The sequence below is a fragment of the Colwellia sp. BRX8-9 genome (assembly GCF_014077245.1).
Classification (GTDB): domain Bacteria; phylum Pseudomonadota; class Gammaproteobacteria; order Enterobacterales; family Alteromonadaceae; genus Colwellia_A.
In genome coordinates this window covers 16,818-36,397 of sequence record NZ_JACGVN010000006.1, presented here as the reverse complement: position 1 = coordinate 36,397, position 19,580 = coordinate 16,818, and the positions used below count along the sequence as shown (strand labels likewise).

Annotated in this window: 17 protein-coding genes; 10 read left to right on the top strand and 7 right to left on the bottom strand. The window is 36.7% G+C overall.

Going from position 1 to position 19,580, the window contains the following annotated elements:
- Positions 1–371: 371 nt before the first annotated feature.
- The 6 genes from H4J70_RS06620 to rpmH all read right to left on the bottom strand — a co-directional run bounded on the left by H4J70_RS06620 (position 372) and on the right by rpmH (position 4,723).
- Positions 372–815 (bottom strand): flavodoxin domain-containing protein, encoded by a 444-nt coding sequence (locus H4J70_RS06620; RefSeq protein WP_182230302.1) that lies wholly within the window; start codon positions 813–815, stop codon positions 372–374.
- 39 nt (positions 816–854) lie between these two features.
- Positions 855–2,231, bottom strand: a complete 1,377-nt coding sequence (mnmE, locus tag H4J70_RS06615; RefSeq protein WP_182230301.1) for a tRNA uridine-5-carboxymethylaminomethyl(34) synthesis GTPase MnmE — start codon at positions 2,229–2,231, stop codon at positions 855–857.
- A gap of 101 nt (positions 2,232–2,332) precedes the next feature.
- Positions 2,333–3,970 (bottom strand): membrane protein insertase YidC, encoded by a 1,638-nt coding sequence (yidC, locus tag H4J70_RS06610; RefSeq protein WP_182222564.1) that lies wholly within the window; start codon positions 3,968–3,970, stop codon positions 2,333–2,335.
- Between the two features lie 6 nt (positions 3,971–3,976).
- The gene (yidD, locus tag H4J70_RS06605; RefSeq protein WP_070375298.1) at positions 3,977–4,225 is read right to left on the bottom strand and encodes a membrane protein insertion efficiency factor YidD; all 249 of its coding nucleotides are present in this window, start codon (positions 4,223–4,225) and stop codon (positions 3,977–3,979) included.
- The gene (gene rnpA / locus H4J70_RS06600; RefSeq protein ID WP_070375297.1) at positions 4,192–4,548 is read right to left on the bottom strand and encodes a ribonuclease P protein component; all 357 of its coding nucleotides are present in this window, start codon (positions 4,546–4,548) and stop codon (positions 4,192–4,194) included. The genes yidD and rnpA overlap by 34 nt, the downstream gene beginning before the upstream one ends.
- A gap of 40 nt (positions 4,549–4,588) precedes the next feature.
- Positions 4,589–4,723: a 50S ribosomal protein L34 gene (gene rpmH, locus H4J70_RS06595; protein ID WP_070375296.1), complete on the bottom strand. Its 135-nt coding sequence runs from the start codon at positions 4,721–4,723 to the stop codon at positions 4,589–4,591.
- Positions 4,724–5,198: 475 nt separating this feature from the next.
- Between rpmH and dnaA the strand changes: the two genes are divergently transcribed.
- The 6 genes from dnaA to glyS all read left to right on the top strand — a co-directional run bounded on the left by dnaA (position 5,199) and on the right by glyS (position 14,444).
- A complete protein-coding gene (gene dnaA, locus H4J70_RS06590) occupies positions 5,199–6,554 on the top strand; it encodes a chromosomal replication initiator protein DnaA (RefSeq protein WP_070375295.1) in 1,356 nt (451 codons plus the stop codon).
- A gap of 42 nt (positions 6,555–6,596) precedes the next feature.
- Positions 6,597–7,700 carry a DNA polymerase III subunit beta gene (gene dnaN, locus H4J70_RS06585; RefSeq protein WP_070375294.1) on the top strand — a complete coding sequence of 368 codons (1,104 nt, stop codon included), beginning with the start codon at positions 6,597–6,599 and terminating at the stop codon, positions 7,698–7,700.
- Positions 7,700–8,788, top strand: coding sequence for a DNA replication/repair protein RecF (gene recF / locus H4J70_RS06580; RefSeq protein ID WP_070375293.1), 1,089 nt, complete (start codon positions 7,700–7,702; stop codon positions 8,786–8,788). The genes dnaN and recF overlap by 1 nt, the downstream gene beginning before the upstream one ends.
- Before the next feature lie 10 nt (positions 8,789–8,798).
- Positions 8,799–11,243: a DNA topoisomerase (ATP-hydrolyzing) subunit B gene (gyrB, locus tag H4J70_RS06575; protein ID WP_070375292.1), complete on the top strand. Its 2,445-nt coding sequence runs from the start codon at positions 8,799–8,801 to the stop codon at positions 11,241–11,243.
- A gap of 211 nt (positions 11,244–11,454) precedes the next feature.
- A complete protein-coding gene (gene glyQ / locus H4J70_RS06570; protein WP_070375291.1) occupies positions 11,455–12,378 on the top strand; it encodes a glycine--tRNA ligase subunit alpha in 924 nt (307 codons plus the stop codon).
- The gene (gene glyS / locus H4J70_RS06565; RefSeq protein ID WP_182250791.1) at positions 12,378–14,444 is read left to right on the top strand and encodes a glycine--tRNA ligase subunit beta; all 2,067 of its coding nucleotides are present in this window, start codon (positions 12,378–12,380) and stop codon (positions 14,442–14,444) included. Before glyQ ends, glyS begins: the two co-directional genes overlap by 1 nt.
- A 60-nt stretch (positions 14,445–14,504) precedes the next feature.
- Here glyS and tusA read toward each other — a convergent pair whose 3' ends face one another.
- Positions 14,505–14,765, bottom strand: a complete 261-nt coding sequence (gene tusA / locus H4J70_RS06560; RefSeq protein WP_182222566.1) for a sulfurtransferase TusA — start codon at positions 14,763–14,765, stop codon at positions 14,505–14,507.
- A 320-nt stretch (positions 14,766–15,085) separates the two neighbouring features.
- Here tusA and H4J70_RS06555 point away from each other — a divergent pair, with 320 nt between their 5' ends.
- The 4 genes from H4J70_RS06555 (at position 15,086) to H4J70_RS06540 (ending at position 19,565) form a co-directional block, all read left to right on the top strand.
- Positions 15,086–17,005, top strand: coding sequence for a transglycosylase SLT domain-containing protein (locus tag H4J70_RS06555; RefSeq protein WP_182250790.1), 1,920 nt, complete (start codon positions 15,086–15,088; stop codon positions 17,003–17,005).
- Positions 17,006–17,061: 56 nt separating this feature from the next.
- Positions 17,062–18,381, top strand: a complete 1,320-nt coding sequence (gene pepQ, locus H4J70_RS06550; protein WP_182250789.1) for a Xaa-Pro dipeptidase — start codon at positions 17,062–17,064, stop codon at positions 18,379–18,381.
- 32 nt (positions 18,382–18,413) lie between these two features.
- Positions 18,414–19,031, top strand: coding sequence for a YigZ family protein (locus H4J70_RS06545; RefSeq protein ID WP_182250788.1), 618 nt, complete (start codon positions 18,414–18,416; stop codon positions 19,029–19,031).
- A 174-nt stretch (positions 19,032–19,205) separates the two neighbouring features.
- On the top strand, positions 19,206–19,565 hold the full coding sequence (locus tag H4J70_RS06540) for a 5-carboxymethyl-2-hydroxymuconate Delta-isomerase (protein ID WP_182250787.1): 360 nt from the start codon (positions 19,206–19,208) through the stop codon (positions 19,563–19,565).
- Positions 19,566–19,580: the final 15 nt, after the last annotated feature.

The following is a 19,580-nucleotide window of genomic DNA, read 5'->3' as shown; positions in this document are numbered from 1 at the left end:
GAACGTATTTTAGCGCTTTTTTGCGATGAGGGGAATGATCAAATGACTAAAAAGATCTGAGTGTGATCCTTCTTATAATATATAAGATCTTTAAAGAGATCTTATTACTATTACTTATTAGTAAAGCCATTTTCTGTTGATAAGTCCTTTTTTCTTATAAATAACAGTTCATTAGTACGATCATAACACTGTGATCAAACTTTGATCAAAGGGTTTTAAACCTATGATCAAAATGGCTAGTTATCCACAAGCTAAATAAATTAGAATTCTATACACTGAATAATAATAAGAAATTAATAGCTTTTACCCAGACTTATCCACAGATGGTTGTTGTAGGGGACAGTTTTGTTGATAACTTATGAGTAAGATCTTTATAAAAGATCTTTATTAGTTTCTAACCAACGTTGAGCAAGATCCTCTGGATCTATTTCATCACTCATATCTAAGGTTTTGATCACGACTATTTCATTGCAACCCCTTGATAGTAATAACTTTTGAAAATCTTTAGCGGCTTTACAAAAGGTATCATAATTTGAATCACCCAAACCTATGATCATAAATTTAACTGGGGATAGATCTATAGTGCTATTTTTAAGATCTTCAACAAATTTTTGAATGTTGTCAGGAAAGTCTCCAGCACCATGAGTCGATGTACAAATTAGCCAAGTTTGATTATCGGCTATTATTTGTTCAAATTCGGGCTGCAAGTGAAGAGTTGTTTGGTGATTTAGTGCCAATAATGTCTCTTCACAGGCTTCAGCAACATACTCAGATCCACCTAACATACTGCCAACAATGATTTGAAATGAGCTCATTTTGTCCCTTTTTTCTTAAATTTAAAGTGGTATTTAGCGTTATTTTCCGATACAAAAAGACGAAAATATCTCTGTTAATAAGTCGTCATTGGTAAATTCACCAGTTATTTTATTGAGTTCTATCTGACATAAACGTAACTCTTCAGCAAGAATTTCTCCTGCGACATAAGATTCAAGCTGTTCTAAACCAATAATTAAATGATGGTGAGCTTGTTCTAATGCGGCTAAATGTCGTCTCCTTGCCATAAATCCTCCTTCGGTACTGCCCTGATAGCCCATAATACTTTTTAAATGGTCTTTGAGCTCTGCTATGCCATCACCATTTTTTGCCGATAAGGTTACCGTAGGAATATCATTAGTCGCCGATAAACCGGTCGCTATGCCCTTAATATCTGCTTTGTTTTTAATAATGCTTAAACCAATATTTTTGGGAAGTTTGGCAAAAAATTCTGGCCATAATTTCTGTGGATCATCATTATTATCATCACAAGCATCGATCATAAGAAGCACTCTATCTGCTTGATTTATTTCCTGCCAAGCGCGTTCAATACCAATTTGCTCTACTTGATCGTTACTTTCACGTAGGCCGGCCGTATCAATAATATGCAGTGGCATACCATCGATGTGTATCTGCTCTGTAAGGACATCTCGTGTTGTTCCTGCTATATCTGTGACAATAGCTGCTTCACGTCCGCTTAATGCATTTAACAAGCTTGATTTACCGGCATTAGGTCGTCCAGCGATAACTACGCGCATTCCTTCACGAATAATACTGCCCTGATGGGCTTGGCTTTGAACCTTTTCTACCTGACTTATGATTTTTTTCAGATCGCCAACAACTTTTTCATCAGCAAGAAAGTCTATTTCTTCTTCAGGAAAATCAATTGCGGCTTCAACATACATTCTTAAATGAATAGTACTTTCGACAAGTTGATTAACAAGCTTAGAAAAATCACCCTGTAGTGAATGTAATGCACAACGAGCCGCTTGCTCTGAACTCGAGTTGATTAAATCAGCGATGGCCTCAGCTTGTGTTAAATCTAATTTGTCATTAATAAATGCCTGCTCACTAAATTCACCGGGTTTTGCCATACGTACTTTAGGTAGTGCTAAAATTTCTTTTAACAGCATATCTAAAATCACGGGTCCACCATGTCCTTGCAATTCAAGGACATCTTCACCAGTAAATGAGTGGGGCGCTTTAAAATATAAGGCAATGCCTTGATCGAGCGTTTGCTGGTTAGCATCATTAAAGGGTAAATACTCAGCTTTTCTAATTTCAGGTATCTTGCCCAAAATAGCCTGAGCAACACTCTTAACTTCAGGTCCAGATATTCTGATAATACCAACGCCACCTCTACCAGGTGCAGTAGCTTGTGCGGCAATGGTTTCTTTTTGATATAAAATTTCGGTCATAATCATTTCCTAGATAATAGCTTAGCTATTATAAACATTTTTCACTGGAAATAAAAAAGGCGACCTAATAGGCCGCCTTTAATAATTTTACGCTGTAGAAATTAATCTTTAGCTTTGGCTAGTTTAGCTTTTTCAATACCACTGAAAATAATTTTCATTTGAGCAATTGAAATCATGTTACTGACAAACCAGTAAAGTACTAAACCTGATGGGAACCAAGCCATAAATACAGAGAATGCCACTGGCATGTATTGCATTATTTTCTGTTGCATCGGATCTTGTATCGTCATCGGTTGCATTTTTTGCATAACGAACATACTTACACCCATAAATACCGGTAATATAAAGTAAGGGTCCATAGTAGAAAGATCTTCTATCCAGAAAAAGAACGGTGCATGTCGTAGTTCAACACTTTCTAAAAATACCCAATACAATGCTAAGAATATTGGCATTTGAATGATCATTGGTAAACAACCACCGGCTGGGTTCACTTTTTCTTTTTTGTACATTTCCATGGTAGCTTGTGACATTTTCTGACGGTCATCACCAAAGCGTTCTTTTAACTGTGCCATTTTAGGCGCAAGTTCACGCATCTTAGCCATTGAGGTGTATTGTGCTTTTGTTAATGGATACATAGCACCCTTAACGACTAAGGTAATTACAATAATCGCAATACCCCAGTTAGTAACTAAAGACTGAATTTGAAGTAATAACCAAAATAGTGGCTTACTGATCATGAATAAAAAGCCGTAATCTATAGTTAACCCTAAGTTTGGCGCTATCTCATCAAGCTTATATTGATCCTTAGGACCAACATAAAAAATAGCTGAGGTTGTCGCTTGGCTATTTGGTTGAATAGTCACAGATGGTGACTTAAACCCAATAACTGCTTCATTGTTAGCAGAATAACTTGAATAAATATTGTTATCGGCAGTTAGACTCGGTACCCATGCGGAAACAAAATAATGTTCAAGCATTGCAACCCATCCACCAGCAGTAGCTACATTTAATCTTTTTTCTTCAATGTCACCAAAATCGTATTTTTCATAGCGATCTTCAGTTGTCGAATAGGCTGCACCACGATACGTAGGCATTAATGAACTGCCACTTTCTACTAAAGTAGACTGTTTTAGTTGTCCGTACATTTGAACGGTAGCAGCGGTAGTTGCAGTGTTGTTTATAATATATTCAACATTTACGCTGTAGTCTGATTTTGTAAATGTAAAACGCTTTGTTACGTTTAAGCCATTTTCAGCAGTATATTGTAAATCAACGATTAATGGATCATCGCCTTCTAACTGGTAGTTTTTGCTACTCGTTTGGTAAATAGGACGTCCGGACACTTTATCTATGCCTTGCGCGCCTATTAAACCACTTTGTGCGATGTATTTACGGCTACCGTTTTGCAAAACGGTAAAAGGAATATCGTTTCCTTGTTCGGTATTAAATTTGACTAATTTCGCATCAATGATATCACCACCGCTAGTCGCAATTTTTACTATTAACACGTCAGTATTAATTGTAATGACTTGTTCTTTTGCTTTAGTAGGCGCTGACATTGGCATTGCTGAGCTTGATGATTCAGGAACAAAATCTCCATTGCCGGTAGCAATTTGATCAGATGTTTGAGTCATTGTTGTTTGAGCTACTACGGGTGCATTATCTTTTTGGTATTCAGTGAATAGCAAATAAGTAACAACCATAAGCGCAATAAAAAGAAAACTGCGTTGAGATTCCATAATTTATTATTTCTCTTCTTTTGATGGTGGCACGGGATCTAATCCACCCGCGTTTAATGGGTGGCATTTTAGTATACGTTTGGCTGCTAACCAACAACCTTTTATCACACCGAAGCGATTTATCGCTTCAACAGCATAAAAAGAGCAAGTTGGATGGAATCGGCAGTTATTACCCAGTAGTGGACTAAGCCAGCGCTGGTAAGCTTTTACAAGAGCTATGGCTAGCTGTTGTGCCGCTGAATTATCTTTCGCCATATTTTTTCTAATTGTTTTCTTATTTCGGCATTTTCTAACTGATCAGTACCAGACTTTACCATTACAACCATATCGATGTTAGGTAAGTCGTGCTGATTGAGTCGAAAGCTTTCTCTGATTTGACGTTTAATACGATTTCGCTGAACAGCTAATTTAACGCGTTTTTTAGCAATAGCTAAGCCTAAACGATTACGTTCATCAATATTTGGACTAACAAGAATGGTTATGTGGCTAGAGCCGAAACGAAGAGGTTTAGAAAATACAGATTGAAAGTGACCGGGAGTCAACAAGCGTGACTCCCGATTAAATTCATAATTAACCATGATGGTTAAAATATCTCTTAATTAAAGATTAAAGAAGAGATTATGCGCTAAGGCTTTTACGGCCTTTCGCACGACGACGTGAAATTACTGCACGACCGTTTTTTGTAGCCATACGTGCACGGAAACCGTGGTTGCGTTTACGCTTTAATACACTAGGTTGAAATGTTCTTTTCATTACGCTCATCCGTCTGTTGTTGTTGCCCTGGCAAACAGCCGTATTGAGCACACTGGTTCTAAAAAAAGAGGCCGAATTTTATAGTTTGTAGCAGGTGTTGTCAATGCTTATAGTAATCTATTTTAAAAAGATCCTAATAGATCTTTAGGTTAATTATTTATATCCACAGTTTTATAACATTTGATCAAATAATTTCCATAATAATATAAGCAATTGCCACTAATAGCTAAATAATATGTAAACGATATTTTAGCAGTAAATTAGTCTAAGAAGACCGTTTTAATTGCTTATGTGTGGTTTTTTTTATTTATTTTCTCTAAAAGGGCAACTATTTAAAAGTCAATATTGATGTTGTGGATAACTATGGTGATAATAGACACATTACAAAATACCATATTTACCGACTTTTGTTTTATTTGTCATATTAGCTAAAAGATGATTTAACAAAAGATAGCGTAATTTCAGGAGCATTTGGTTGGATCATTCACTTTGGCAGCGATGCCTTTCAGTTCTACAAGAAGAATTGCCTGCACAGCAATTTAGTATGTGGATACGTCCATTACAGTGTGTTGTTGCCGATAATATCATGACTTTATATGCGCCTAATCGTTTTGTGCTTGATTGGGTTCGAGATAAGTATGTAAGTCGTATAAATGAATTGGTCACTTTGCAAGAAAGTACAAATCCTCCTTTACTCAGGTTTGATGTTGGCAGTATTCCAAACCAAAGTAGCTCTCAGAATATTATTAATACTATTCCTCAACTTGTTACCTCGAATAAAAAACGAGAAGAGCCACAAAGTAATTTACCTAAAACGACCAATGTTAGAGTTAAATATACCTTTGACAATTTCGTTGAAGGTAAGTCTAACCAATTAGCACGTGCTGCCGCTTCTCAAGTTGCTGATAATCCTGGTTCTGCTTATAACCCTTTATTTATTTATGGCGGTACAGGGTTAGGTAAAACCCATTTATTACACGCTGTTGGTAATGGTATTTTACTGAATAAACCTAATGCAAAGATCGCCTATATGCACTCTGAACGTTTTGTTCAAGATATGGTGCGTGCGTTACAAAATAATGCGATGGAAAAATTTAAGCATTACTACCGTAGTGTCGATGCATTACTGATAGATGATATTCAATTCTTTGCCGGTAAAGATCGTACCCAAGAAGAATTTTTTCACACTTTTAATGCCTTGCTTGAAGGCAATCAACAAATTATTTTAACCAGCGACCGTTATCCTAAAGAAGTCGATGTTGAAGACAGACTTAAATCTCGCTTCGGTTGGGGATTAACGATAGCAATAGAACCACCCGAACTAGAAACGCGTGTCGCCATTCTTAAGCGTAAAGCACAAGAAAGTCATATTAATTTGGCTGATGAAGTTGCGTTTTTTATAGCTAAACGTTTACGTTCTAATGTTCGTGAGTTAGAAGGCGCATTGAATCGCGTTATTGCTAATGCTAATTTTACCGGCCGGCCAATTACTATTGATTTTGTCCGAGAAGCATTACGAGATTTGCTTGCCTTACAAGACAAGTTAGTTACTATCGATAATATCCAACGAACTGTTGCAGAATATTATAAAATTAAAGTGGCCGATCTACTTTCAAAACGTAGAAATAGATCTGTTGCTAGACCTAGACAAATTGCAATGGCATTATCTAAAGAGTTAACTAATCATAGTTTACCTGAGATAGGAGATGCCTACGGTGGGCGAGATCATACGACTGTTCTCCATGCATGTCGAAAAGTTAAAGCGTTACGCGAAGAGTCGCATGACATTAAGGAAGATTATTCTAATTTAACTAGAACACTTTCGTCATAGCTTTCGTTATAATAATAAGTACATAAAAAGATAGGTAGATAAATGAAGTTTTCATTAAATAGGGAATTATTACTGAAACCACTTTTATTGGTTTCTGGTGCCGTAGAACGTAAAAGTACATTACCTATCCTTGGTAATATTCTTTTAGATATAAGTGGGCAGTCACTTACGTTAACAGCCACTGATTTAGAGCTTGAAATGGTATCTAGTACGCAAATAGATAACCAAGGTGAGGATGGAAAAATTACTATTCCCGCCCGCAAGCTTCTCGATATCTGTAAAAGTTTACCCGAAGATTCAATGTTATCTTTTGAATCTAATAATGAAGCAATCATTATCAGTACCGGTAGAAGTAAATATTCTTTAGCAACGCTACCTGCTGCTGACTTTCCTAATATAGAAGAGTGGAAAGGTGATGTTGAATTTCAAATATTTAAATCTGACTTGCTTCGATTAATAGAAAGTACTCATTTTTCTATGGCAAATCAAGATGTTAGATACTACCTTAATGGTATGTCTATAGAGACAGAAGGTAACGAAATTCGCTCTGTAGCTACTGACGGTCACCGTTTAGCGATATGTAAAATTTCGTCTAATGAATTAACACTGCCGTCTAGACAAGTTATTGTGCCTCGTAAAGGTATCTTAGAAATTATTCGTTTACTTGACCCAGTCGAAGAAAACGTTCAAGTCTTTTTAGGCTCAAATCATATTCGTATTATTGATAGTGGCTTTTCATTTACCAGTAAATTAGTTGATGGTCGTTTTCCTGACTATCGTCGTGTTTTACCACGCAATGGTGATAAAGTACTCAACACCAGTAAAGAAAATTTACGACAATTATTATCCCGCGCTTCGATATTATCTAATGATAAGTTTAAAGGTGTCCGTCTTAATTTTTCTAAACACGAATTAAAAATTACGGCTAATAACCCTGAACAAGAACAAGCCGAAGAAATATTAGAAATTGATTTTCCTTACGAGGAAGTTGAAATAGGTTTCAACGTAAATTATGTTCTAGATGTTCTAAACGCAATAAAAGAGCCTGAGGTTAAATTTACTTTAGCCGATGCAAATAGTAGTGTAGTTATCGAAGGTGCTGAAAGTAACGAAGCTATTTATGTTGTTATGCCAATGCGACTTTAATGAGTATAGAAAAACTTACCGCTTATGATTTTAGAAATTTAGCAGCAGATACTATTGAATTAAACGATAATATTAATTTTATTATCGGTGATAACGGCAGTGGTAAAAGCAGTTTACTTGAAGCTATTTTTTACTTGGGTCATGGTAAGTCTTTTAGAACGTCGCAAGTTGAAAATTTAGTTACTCACAATAAAAGTAAATTCATTGTTAGTGCTAAAGACGATAAAGGATTACAGTTAGGTGTTGCCAAAGATTTTGCTACCGGCTTAACAGAAATTAAAATTGCTGGAGAAAAGCATAGACAGCTTTCTCAATTAGCAATAAATATTGCGGTACAAGTTATTACACCAGAAAGTTTTAAATTATTTTTTGGTGGACCGAAACAAAGAAGACGTTTCATTGATTTAGGATTGTTTCACGTGAAACATTCATTTTCAGATTGTTGGAAAGAATTTTCAAGAATACTAAAACAAAGAAATGCTTGTTTACGTAATAGGTCTGATGTTGATACCTTAGATTATTGGAGCCAAGTATTCTGCGAGGCATCCGTAAGGGTTGCAAAATTACGTGACGAATATATTAAGGAGCTTTCTTTAGAGCTTCAACCTTGGTTAGAGTTGATGTTGCCTAGTTTAGCTGAAGGTATATCGATATCTTATAGCCAAGGTTGGAATAGTAAAAAAACATTGAGTGATGTGTTATTACAAAATAGAGAGAGAGAAAAAAAAGCAGGCTTTAGTTTATACGGCGCACAAAAGTTTGATGTGAAATTTTTAACGGGTAATGTGGTGATCGACAATCAGTTATCACGTGGCCAACAAAAGTTGTTTTTACTGGCGTTAACTTTTGCGCAAGCTAAGTTAATAGAAAAAGTTAAGCGAGTAAAACCAATTTTATTAATTGACGATGTTGGTGCGGAACTAGATTTAAATTCTAGAACCTTATTAAACAACGCGATAAATAAATTAGACTGCCAAGTTATCATCACGGCAATTGATAAAATCGCAGTAGAACCCTTGGTTCCTACTGATAATAATTATAAGATGTTTCACGTGAAACATGGACAAATCTCAGCAATAGGTAAATAGGCTATACGCTATGACAGTAGAAAATGAATACGGCTCAGACAGTATCAAAGTTCTAAAAGGACTTGATGCTGTACGTAAAAGACCAGGAATGTACATTGGTGACACGGATGATGGCAGTGGCTTGCATCATATGGTATTTGAAGTTTTAGATAATTCTATCGATGAAGCCTTAGCAGGTCATTGTACTGAAATTGTTGTTAAAATACACATAGACGGCTCTGTATCGGTTAGAGATGATGGTCGTGGTATTCCAACTGACATTCACCCTGAAGAAGGTATTTCTGCTGCTGAAGTTATCATGACAGTACTTCATGCTGGTGGTAAATTCGGTGGTGAAGACTCTGGCTATAAAGTTTCAGGTGGTCTTCATGGTGTTGGTATTTCTGTAGTAAATGCTTTAAGTAGTAAGCTAAAACTGAATATTCGCCGAGCAGGTAAATTATTTGAGCAGATATATCACGAAGGTGTTGCTGAAGCTCCTTTAGCTGAAGTTGGTGTTAGTGATAAAACAGGTACTGAAGTACGTTTTTGGCCAAGTGAAAATACCTTCACAGATATTTTATTTCACTATGACTTATTAGTTAAACGTATCCGTGAGTTATCTTTCTTAAACTCTGGTATTTCAATTCGTTTAATTGATGAACGTGAAAAAGGCAAAGAAGACCATTTTAAATTTGATGGTGGTATTCAAGCTTTCGTCGATTACCTTAATACCAATAAAACACCCGTCAATGAAGAAATATTCTATTTTGATTTAGCGCGTGAAGACGGCATTATTGTTGAAGTTGCTATGCAATGGAATGATGGTTTCCAAGAAAGTATTCATTGTTTTACTAACAATATTCCTCAACGTGATGGTGGTACTCACTTAAGCGGTTTCCGTACTGCTTTAACACGTACACTAAATAGTTACATGGTTAAAGAAGGCCTTAATAAAACGAAGAAAGGTGGTAGCACAGAAACAAGTGCTTCGGGTGATGACGCTCGTGAAGGATTAACCGCGGTAATATCGGTTAAAGTTCCTGATCCTAAGTTCTCATCGCAGACCAAAGATAAATTGGTATCTTCAGAAGTAAAAACAGCTGTTGAACAAGCGATGGGCGAAAAACTTGGTGAATACCTTTTAGAAAAACCTTCTGTTGCTCGTACTATTATCATGAAGATTGTTGATGCAGCTAGAGCGCGAGAAGCTGCTCGTAAAGCCCGTGAAATGACGCGCCGTAAAGGTGCATTAGATATTGCTGGCTTACCGGGTAAATTAGCTGATTGTCAGGAAAAAGATCCTGCTCTTTCTGAACTATATATTGTCGAAGGAGACTCTGCTGGCGGCTCTGCCAAGCAGGGGCGAAATCGTAGAAACCAAGCAATATTACCGTTGAAAGGTAAAATTCTTAACGTTGAGAAAGCACGTTTTGATAAAATGATTTCATCACAAGAAGTTGGAACATTAATCACCGCCTTAGGTTGTGGTATTGGTCGCGATGAATATAATCCAGAAAAACTTCGTTATCACAGTATCATCATTATGACCGATGCCGATGTCGATGGTTCTCACATACGTACATTATTACTGACGTTTTTCTATCGTCAAATGCCAGAAATAATGGAACGTGGTCATATCTTTATTGCTCAACCACCACTTTATAAAGTGAAAAAAGGTAAGCAAGAGCGTTACATTAAAGATGATGACGGCTTAACAGAGTACTTAACAACGTTAGCTCTAGATAGTGCCGAGATTTATGTTAATGAATCAGCACCAGCTATTTCAGGCTTAGCTTTAGAACAGTTAGTGAAACAGTATCGTAAAACGCATGACATTATTAAGCGTGTTTCACGTCAAATACCTGCTGATATATTAGAAAAAATGATCTACAGCAGAGAAATTGTTAAAACTGATTTTCATGATAAAGCGTTAGTAGAAGCATGGGTTGGTGACTTAGTCGCACAATTAGACGAACAAGATGGTAATGGTTCTATCTATTCTGCAGATATTAAGCATGACCAAGAAAGAAATATCTACTATCCAAGTTTTAACGTTCGCCAACATGGTATTGATCATATTTATGATTGTGGTTATGAATTCATTCATTCAAAAGAATTTGAAACTATTTTTGGTTTAAATACTGCTATCAATGGTCTCATTGAAGAAGGTGGTTATGTTAAACGTGGTGAAAAAATTAAAACGGTTACTACTTTTGAAGACGCACTAACATGGTTAATGGCTGAATCTAAACGTGGTCAGTATATACAACGTTATAAAGGATTGGGTGAAATGAACCCAAGCCAGTTATGGGAAACCACCATGGATCCTGAAACTCGTCGTATGTTACAAGTTACCATTGAAGATGCTATTGCCGCGGATTTATTGTTCACTACATTAATGGGTGATCATGTTGAACCACGTAGAAACTTCATTGAAGCGAATGCGTTAAATGTAGCTAACTTAGATATATAGTTAAGCGCGTTATTTTAAAATTATAAATGCCCGGACATCAAATCTGGGCATTTTAACATTCTGCAATACGGTAATAGCTAAAGTAAATTGATTACCGAGTAAAAACTCAAAGTTTGTTAACTTGTTACTAGGTTAATAATAATGCAATCGGTATACTTAATATCATTAGCCGTTATCGGTAAAACTCACACGAATAATGAATCGGAAAATTATGAGTACGTTCAATATAAAAACATTTCAAGGATTAATCTTTCAGTTGCAAGACTACTGGTCACGCCAAGGTTGTGTCATCGTACAACCGCTTGATCTTGAAGTCGGCGCTGGTACTTTTCACCCAATGACATTTTTACGTTCTATTGGTCCTGAGCCAATGAGCAGTGCTTATGTTCAACCTTGTCGCCGTCCAACTGATGGCCGTTATGGTGAAAACCCTAATCGTTTACAACATTACTATCAATTCCAAGTCATGTTAAAACCTTCGCCGAAAAATATTCAAGAATTATACTTAAATTCTTTAAAAGAACTGGGCATTGATCCTCTAGTTCATGATATCCGCTTTGTTGAAGACAACTGGGAATCACCAACGCTAGGCGCTTGGGGATTAGGATGGGAGATTTGGTTAAACGGTATGGAAGTATCACAATTTACTTACTTCCAACAAGTAGGTGGCTTAGAGTGTACGCCAGTCACAGGTGAGATAACCTATGGCTTAGAACGCTTAGCTATGTATATTCAAAATGTTGATAGTATCTATGACCTAGTATGGGCTGATGGTCCTATGGGTACTGTACTTTATGGTGATGTTTTTCATCAAAATGAGGTTGAGCAGTCAACGTATAATTTTGAACATGCAGATGTCGATGCTTTGTTTAATACTTTTGATCAATGTGAAAAAGATAGCCAGAAGTTAATTGCAGCAGGTTTAGCATTACCCGCTTACGAGCAAGTTATGAAAGCCTCACACGCCTTTAACCTATTAGACGCTCGTCACGCTATTTCAGTGACCGAACGCCAACGTTATATACTAAGAGTCAGAACATTATCAAAAGCTTGTGCACAGGCTTATTACGATAAGCGTGAAGAATTAGGTTTTCCTCTTTGTAAAAATAATAATACTGCTGGTGGGAAATCATAATGAACACAGAAACACTACTAATAGAGCTAGGTACTGAAGAATTACCACCGAAGTCATTAAAAAATCTTGCCGTTACATTTTATCAGCAAATAAAAGATCAACTAGATAGCGCAGGTTTAACTTACGAAGATATTCAATGGTTTGCTACACCACGTCGTTTAGCAGTAAAGGTCAGTCAGTTAGTTGAAAAACAGGCCGATAAAGAAATTGAAAAACGGGGTCCAGCCATTGATGTAGCATTTGATGCTGAAGGCAATCCTAGCAAAGCCGCGCAAGGTTGGGCACGTTCCAATGGTATTAGTGTTGAAGAAGCTCAGCGCTTAAAGACTGACAAAGGTGAATGGTTATTACATCGTGCGACACAAACAGGAAAAACCATAGCAGAGTTAATTCCTGCTATGGTCAACATTGCGGTAAGTAAACTACCTGTTCCTAAACCTATGCGTTGGGGCAGTACTCGTACTCAATTTATTCGCCCAGTCCATACCTTGACCATAATGTTTGGCGCAGAAATCATTGCCGGTGAAACTTTAGAAGTAAGTTCAAGTAATGTTGTCACGGGACATCGTTTTCATCATGAAGGTTTCGTTACTTTAGCGCATGCAAATGAATACGAAGACAAACTAACGTCGGCATTCGTTCAAGTTAATTATCAAGAACGCCAAGCATTAATTTTGTCAGAAATTAATAAAGCCGCTCAGCAATTAGATGGCATTGCATTAATTGACGATGAGTTATTGGAAGAAGTTACTGGTTTAGTTGAATGGCCGGTAATATTAATTGGTAGTTTTGACAAAGCCTTTTTAGATGTTCCCGCTGAACCACTTATTTATTCAATGAAAGACCACCAAAAATACTTTCCGGTAAATGATAAAAATGGTCAGTTATTAAATAAGTTTATTTTTGTAACCAACATTGAAAGTAAAGACCCTATTCAAGTGATTAAGGGCAATGAAAAAGTCATTCGTCCACGCTTGGCAGATGCGGAGTTTTTCTTTAAAACGGATAAGAGCAAAACGTTAGCGTCACGTTTAGAAAGTTTATCATCGGTATTATTTCAGAAACAGTTAGGAACATTAAAAGAGAAATCTGAACGTATTGCTTCATTAAGCGCGGTTATTGCCGGACAAATAGGCGAGAACACGGAACAAGCAAAACGAGCAGGTTTACTCAGTAAAACTGATTTGATGTCTGATATGGTTTTAGAGTTTCCTCAAGTACAAGGTACTATGGGTAAATATTACGCTGAGAATGATGGCGAAGCACCTGAAGTTGCTCAAGCCTTAGAAGATCAATATAGACCTCGCTATGCTGGTGATGCCTTACCTGAAGGTAATATTGGTTGTGCAGTCGCTATTGCAGATAAAATTGACAGCTTAGTGGGTATTTTTGGTATTAACCAAGCTCCTAAAGGTGATAAAGACCCTTTTGCGTTACGTCGTGCGGCAATTGGTTTGATTCGAATTATCATCGAGAAAAAATTACCATTAGATATCAATACCTTAATTGAAGAGAGTGTTAGTTTATACGGTGAAAAACTTTCAAATGAAAACGTTAATGTCCAAGTTGTTGATTTTGTTTTGGGTAGATTTAGAGCCTATTACCAAGAGCAAGGTATATCAGTTGACGTTATTCAAGCAGTATTAGCCAATGCGCCAACTGAACCTTTAGACTTTGAAAAACGTATTAAAGCGGTAAGTCACTTTAAATCATTGGAACAAGCCGCAACACTAGCTGCCGCTAATAAACGTGTTGGTAATATTTTAGCTAAATTTAGCGGTGAACTTTACCCAACGTTTAAAGCTGATTTAGCCACTGAAACACAAGAAAAAGCGTTAGCTGAAGCATTTAATGAAGTGAAAGCTACGATTGCACCGATGATGTTGGCAAAAGATTACCAGGCGGCATTAACAGAGCTTGCTTGTTTAAAAGCACCGATAGACAACTTTTTTGATAATGTTATGGTGATGGCTGACGATGAAGCGATAAAAACTAATCGTTTAACGCTATTAAATGAAATTAGGAATAGTTTCTTTGCGATTGCTGATGTTGCACTTTTACAATAGGTAAGCGTTAGTCGTATCGACACTTACTTATTAGTGCTGAATATTTAAAAAGGGAAAGTGTTAAGCTTTCCCTTTTTTGATCAAATAAAGGAAAGGTTTTTCATGAGTTTGTTGGGCGATAAGTTCATGATCCATAAAACGACAAAAACTGGGTATATCTCTAGTTGTGGAAGGGTCGTCTGCCGTTATTAATAAAGTTTCTTGAGCGGAAATTTTTCGAATCGATTTCCTTACCATCATGACGGGTTCTGGGCAACGTAACCCAACAGCATCTAATAAATGGTCGGGATTTTTGAAAACATCTTCAGGGTTATTATTCATGGTGATATACAAAGGAGATAATTAATAAGGCAATGTTAGCAAAAAAAATGAAAGCAGGGTATCAAGACTAAATTTTATTTATAAAAACTAAATTATCATTACCTTGTAACGACTTTAAAAGCTAATTTATTGGTGATAAGTATCAAGCATTACAGAATGCTAATTTCACTTGCTTTGTTGGGCTATGCATGAAAAATTAAGGGTAACTGCTAACTAGTCTGTTAAGGGTAGAGTTACAGATGTAAACAGAAATATTTTTAGGTAGAACGGGTCAATTAACGGCCAAGGGAAGTAAATTTTCTTATAATTAAGGTAACGCTATGTTTCGTTTAACATCGTCAGTGTTAATAATATTCTCACTTTTCCTCTCAAGTACAATTAGTGCAACAACATCAATAAGTCAAACCAGTATTCGTGATGCATTTCAAGAAGCAGAAAAGTACGTCTGGCAACCCAATTCATTGCATTATCAAACCTTGTATCAGCAGTTACACTATTACCCATTGCAGCCTTACTTAGATCAGCAACGATTAATGCATGGTATGAATATGTCATATACAGGTGAAATTAGTCAGTTCCTTGAAACATATCGCGGATCACCACTCGACTGGCCACTGCGTAAAAAATGGCTGAACTATTTAGCTAAACGAGACAACGCATTATTATTTCAGGACTTCTTTAAGCCGACCTCTGATGTGGAATTAACCTGTCAGTATTATCGTTATCAATTACAATCAGGCGTGGCGGAGTCAAAAATTTTACCTGAAGTCACTAAACTATGGGTGGTAGGAAAGTCTCAGCCGAAAGTGTGTGATCCACTTTTTACGCTTTGGCAAAAAGCAGGTTATAGAACCGATGAACGTATATGGCAACGTATAGCTCTGGCTGCAGATGGAGGTAAACACACATTAATCCCTTATTTGACTCAACTACTACCAAAAAAAGATCAGTATTTAGGCAGCTTATGGCATAAAGTGCGACGTGATCCTGCCTACATTAGCAATATGAAACGCTTTCCACAGAAATCTGTTAAAGAAGCCTCTATTGCCGCTTATGGTTTAAAACGTTTAATTTGGCGTGACTCTGAAAAAGCGTTAAAGATTTATAGTAAGGCTATCGAAGTATTACCTTTTTCAGAAGCACAACAACAGCAAATTGTTTTAAAATTCGCTATTGCGTTAGCCAGTAAAAACCATAAAAGCTCAGCGACATGGCTAGCTAAAGTGGATGAGAAACTGCAGTCGACAAACATTGTGCAATGGAGAATGGCTGATCTACTTAGAGCTCAAGATTGGCCAGCGATTAAAGCTGATTTAAGGGCACTACCTGAAACATTACACCAGAAAAATCAATGGCGCTACTGGTATGGACGTAGCCTACTTGAAACTGGAGAAACAGCACTAGGGCATGAAGTATTAAGTGAACTAGCGAATAAACGTCATTACTATGGGTTCCTTGCCGCAAGTGCTATAAAGCAAAGTGTTAACCTACAAAATTATCCATTAGCGATTACTAATGCTGAAAAAGTCGACTTATTGAAAAACCCAGCAGCAAAGCGGGCTTTTGAATTTTTCCATATTGGACGTTTTCATCAAGCTCGGCTTGAATGGAATTATTGGTTATCGCAGTTAAGTGATCGAGAAAAATTGGCCGCATCAAGAATAGCTTATGAAGCACAGTGGTTTGATCGTGCCATTTTTACCTTATCTAAAGTGGGTTATTTGAATGATGTTGATTTACGTTTTCCATTAGCATTTGCTGATGAAATAACGCATTCATCCGGAATTTACAAAATAAACCCTGCCTGGGCATTTGCAATAGCGCGCAGAGAGAGCTCATTTATGGCCGATGCTAACTCACCCGCAGGCGCAAAGGGGTTAATGCAAGTTATGCCCGCAACAGCTAAACATTTACAGAAGCGTAAAGTGACTAACAAGCGTTTAATGAATGCGAAAGACAATATAAAGCTAGGTACAAAGTATTTAAAGCGTTTACTTGACCGACATGATGGTAATCAAGTGCTTGCTACAGCAGCTTATAATGCCGGTCCGTATCGTGTTCGGAGTTGGTTAAAAGGCTTGGAGCCTATGCCAGCGGATATTTGGATAGAGACGATTCCTTATAAAGAAACACGTGAGTATGTGAAAAGTGTTATGGCGTATCAAGAAATATATCAAATAAAAGTAGGGCAGGATGTATCACTCTTTGATCAGATATTTACGATGAGTATTGCTCAGTAAATTCAAACGTTAGAAGAGTATGATATGATATTGGAAAATTTTCAGAGGCGCGATCAATGATCAAATTAGCAACACTTTACCCAGCCCATATTAGCGAACTTCAGCAACGGTCGAAGTCTGTTTTAAAACGTGAGAATCTACAAGGTTTAGTGATTCATTCTGGTCAAGAAATTAAAGTATTTCTCGATGATTATGGTTACCCCTTTAAAGTAAATCCTCATTTTAAAGCTTGGTTACCATTAGTGAATATTCCCAATTGCTGGTTGATTATTAATGGTGAAGATAAACCAACACTTATCTATTACCAACCTGTTGATTTTTGGCATAAAATTACACCTTTAGCTAATCACTATTGGAATGATTTTTTTGATGTTAAAGTGCTGACCAAAGCGACTGATGTTGAGAAATTGCTACCCTATGATAAAACCGATTTTGCCTACATAGGCGAACATATCGAAGTAGCAAAAGCGCTAGGATTTAAAAATATAAACCCTGAGCCTTTACTCAATTACATACATTATCATCGCGCTTATAAAACGCAATATGAACAAGAGTGTTTACGTAAGTCGAACGCGATTGCTGTTACTGGTCATAAAGCGGCAAAAAGCGCTTTCTTGCAAGGCTCGTCAGAGTTTGATATTCAGCAAGCCTATTTAAAAGCAACCAATCATACCGGTGACGAAACACCTTATGGCAATATTGTTGCACTGAACACGAATACCTCAATTTTACATTACACCGCTTTAGACCGTGGTGTACCGCAAGCACATCGTTCATTTTTAATTGATGCAGGCGCAAGCTTTAATGGTTATGCCTCTGATATAACACGTACTTATTCATTTAAACGAGATAAGTTTGCTGAATTGATTGCCCGCATGAACAAATTGATGCTCAATGCTGTTGATGGCTTAAAACCCGGGAAAAGCTATGTCGATTTACATATTGAAACCTATCGTGATATTGGTAATGTCTTACATGAATTCGGCTTTATTAATGTTGATGTTGATACAGCAGTTGAAACGGGTATTATTTCAACCTTCTTTCCGCATGGTTTAGGTCATCATTTAGGCTTACAAACTCATGATGTTGGCGGCTTTATGGCCGATGAACGCGGTACTCATGCTAATACACCAGAACAACATCCTTTTTTACGTACTTCACGTATTATTGAAAGTAATCAAGTGTTTACCATTGAACCAGGCTTATATTTTATTGAATCATTATTGGCCGATCTTAAAGCTTCAAAAAATGGCAAAATGATAAATTGGGAAAAAATAGAGGCTATGCGTCCATTTGGTGGCATTCGTATTGAAGATAATATTATTGTTCATCAATTGCATAACGAAAATATGACCCGTGAATTAGAGTTGAAATAACCCTTAAGACTATATTTACGACTTTATATTTTATGAACAAACCTTACAAAGTAGCGGCTAACAGTATTGTTGATGAAACAATCGTTAGCCGTAGTCGTTTTATTTGTTTTATTTCCCCATGTACAAGCCACGAAGATGCTAAAGAACTATTAATTAACTGTCGAAAATTACATCCTCAAGCAAGCCATCATTGCTATGCATTTCTCACAGGAAAACCAGATGATAGCCAAGGTTATGGCTCTTCTGATGATGGTGAACCTTCGGGTACAGCAGGACGACCGATGTTAGCTGTTTTACAAGGAGGTGATGTTGGTGAGTTATGTGCAATAGTTGTTCGTTATTTTGGCGGTACTAAGCTCGGTACGGGTGGGTTACAACGGGCTTATGGTGGCAGTGTTCGTCAAGCATTATTGTTAGTAGAAACAAGTACAAAAGTTCCTATGGTAGAAAAGCAATTAACGTGCGATTACGGACAGATAAACGATGTCTTGTATTTTGTTGAACAAGCTAAGGGTGAAATTATTCAACAAGACTTTGCCGCTCAAGTAGAATTGATTATAGCGTTACCTGAAGAACAACTAACAAAAGTTAAGCAACAATTACAAACGCTTTCTGCCGGGTTATTAACCCTTAGGTCTACTGACCCGTAATATAAGATAATATCAGATAAAAAAGGATACCTTCATGCCACATTGTATTATCGAATATTTATAAGAACTGGCTCAAGAACTAAATAGTAAATAAATTATGTACAAACGCTTTCTGCAGGGTTATTGAACCTTAGGTCTAATGATCTGTAATATCAGATAAAAAAGGATACCTTCATGCCACATTGTATTATCGAATATTCACAAGAACTGGCTCAAGAACTAGATATTAAAGAAATTATGTCTGCCGTTTTTGCAGGAGCAGTTAAGTCTTTATTATTTTCTCCGACTGATATTAAAGTAAGAGCAACACCCTTTACATATTTTACTGTGGGAAATGGAAGTCAAACTAGCAATAATCAACAAAGGTTTATTCATGTTTGTTGCAAAATCCTGTCAGGTCGCAATTTAGAACAAAGGCAAGAGCTATCTAAACTCGTGTTAAGTCATCTAAATTCCTTTGCTATTAAATCAATTTCAATTAGCGTCGAAATAGTCGATATGGAACGTGAATCTTATAATAAACGTGTCAGCTGAATAAATTAAAGACGA

What these genes read in the sequence shown, in the direction of transcription:
- gyrB (WP_070375292.1), top strand. Translation starts at nt 8,799, where the DNA reads ATGACAGTAGAAAATGAATACGGCTCAGACAGTATCAAAGTTCTAAAA.
- glyQ (WP_070375291.1), top strand. Translation starts at nt 11,455, where the DNA reads ATGAGTACGTTCAATATAAAAACATTTCAAGGATTAATCTTTCAGTTG.
- dnaN (WP_070375294.1), top strand. Translation starts at nt 6,597, where the DNA reads ATGAAGTTTTCATTAAATAGGGAATTATTACTGAAACCACTTTTATTG.
- pepQ (WP_182250789.1), top strand. Translation starts at nt 17,062, where the DNA reads ATGATCAAATTAGCAACACTTTACCCAGCCCATATTAGCGAACTTCAG.
- yidD (WP_070375298.1), bottom strand. Translation starts at nt 4,225, where the DNA reads ATGGCGAAAGATAATTCAGCGGCACAACAGCTAGCCATAGCTCTTGTA.
- mnmE (WP_182230301.1), bottom strand. Translation starts at nt 2,231, where the DNA reads ATGACCGAAATTTTATATCAAAAAGAAACCATTGCCGCACAAGCTACT.
- H4J70_RS06555 (WP_182250790.1), top strand. Translation starts at nt 15,086, where the DNA reads ATGTTTCGTTTAACATCGTCAGTGTTAATAATATTCTCACTTTTCCTC.
- glyS (WP_182250791.1), top strand. Translation starts at nt 12,378, where the DNA reads ATGAACACAGAAACACTACTAATAGAGCTAGGTACTGAAGAATTACCA.
- yidC (WP_182222564.1), bottom strand. Translation starts at nt 3,970, where the DNA reads ATGGAATCTCAACGCAGTTTTCTTTTTATTGCGCTTATGGTTGTTACT.
- rnpA (WP_070375297.1), bottom strand. Translation starts at nt 4,548, where the DNA reads ATGGTTAATTATGAATTTAATCGGGAGTCACGCTTGTTGACTCCCGGT.
- recF (WP_070375293.1), top strand. Translation starts at nt 7,700, where the DNA reads ATGAGTATAGAAAAACTTACCGCTTATGATTTTAGAAATTTAGCAGCA.
- H4J70_RS06540 (WP_182250787.1), top strand. Translation starts at nt 19,206, where the DNA reads ATGCCACATTGTATTATCGAATATTCACAAGAACTGGCTCAAGAACTA.
- H4J70_RS06545 (WP_182250788.1), top strand. Translation starts at nt 18,414, where the DNA reads ATGAACAAACCTTACAAAGTAGCGGCTAACAGTATTGTTGATGAAACA.
- rpmH (WP_070375296.1), bottom strand. Translation starts at nt 4,723, where the DNA reads ATGAAAAGAACATTTCAACCTAGTGTATTAAAGCGTAAACGCAACCAC.
- tusA (WP_182222566.1), bottom strand. Translation starts at nt 14,765, where the DNA reads ATGAATAATAACCCTGAAGATGTTTTCAAAAATCCCGACCATTTATTA.
- H4J70_RS06620 (WP_182230302.1), bottom strand. Translation starts at nt 815, where the DNA reads ATGAGCTCATTTCAAATCATTGTTGGCAGTATGTTAGGTGGATCTGAG.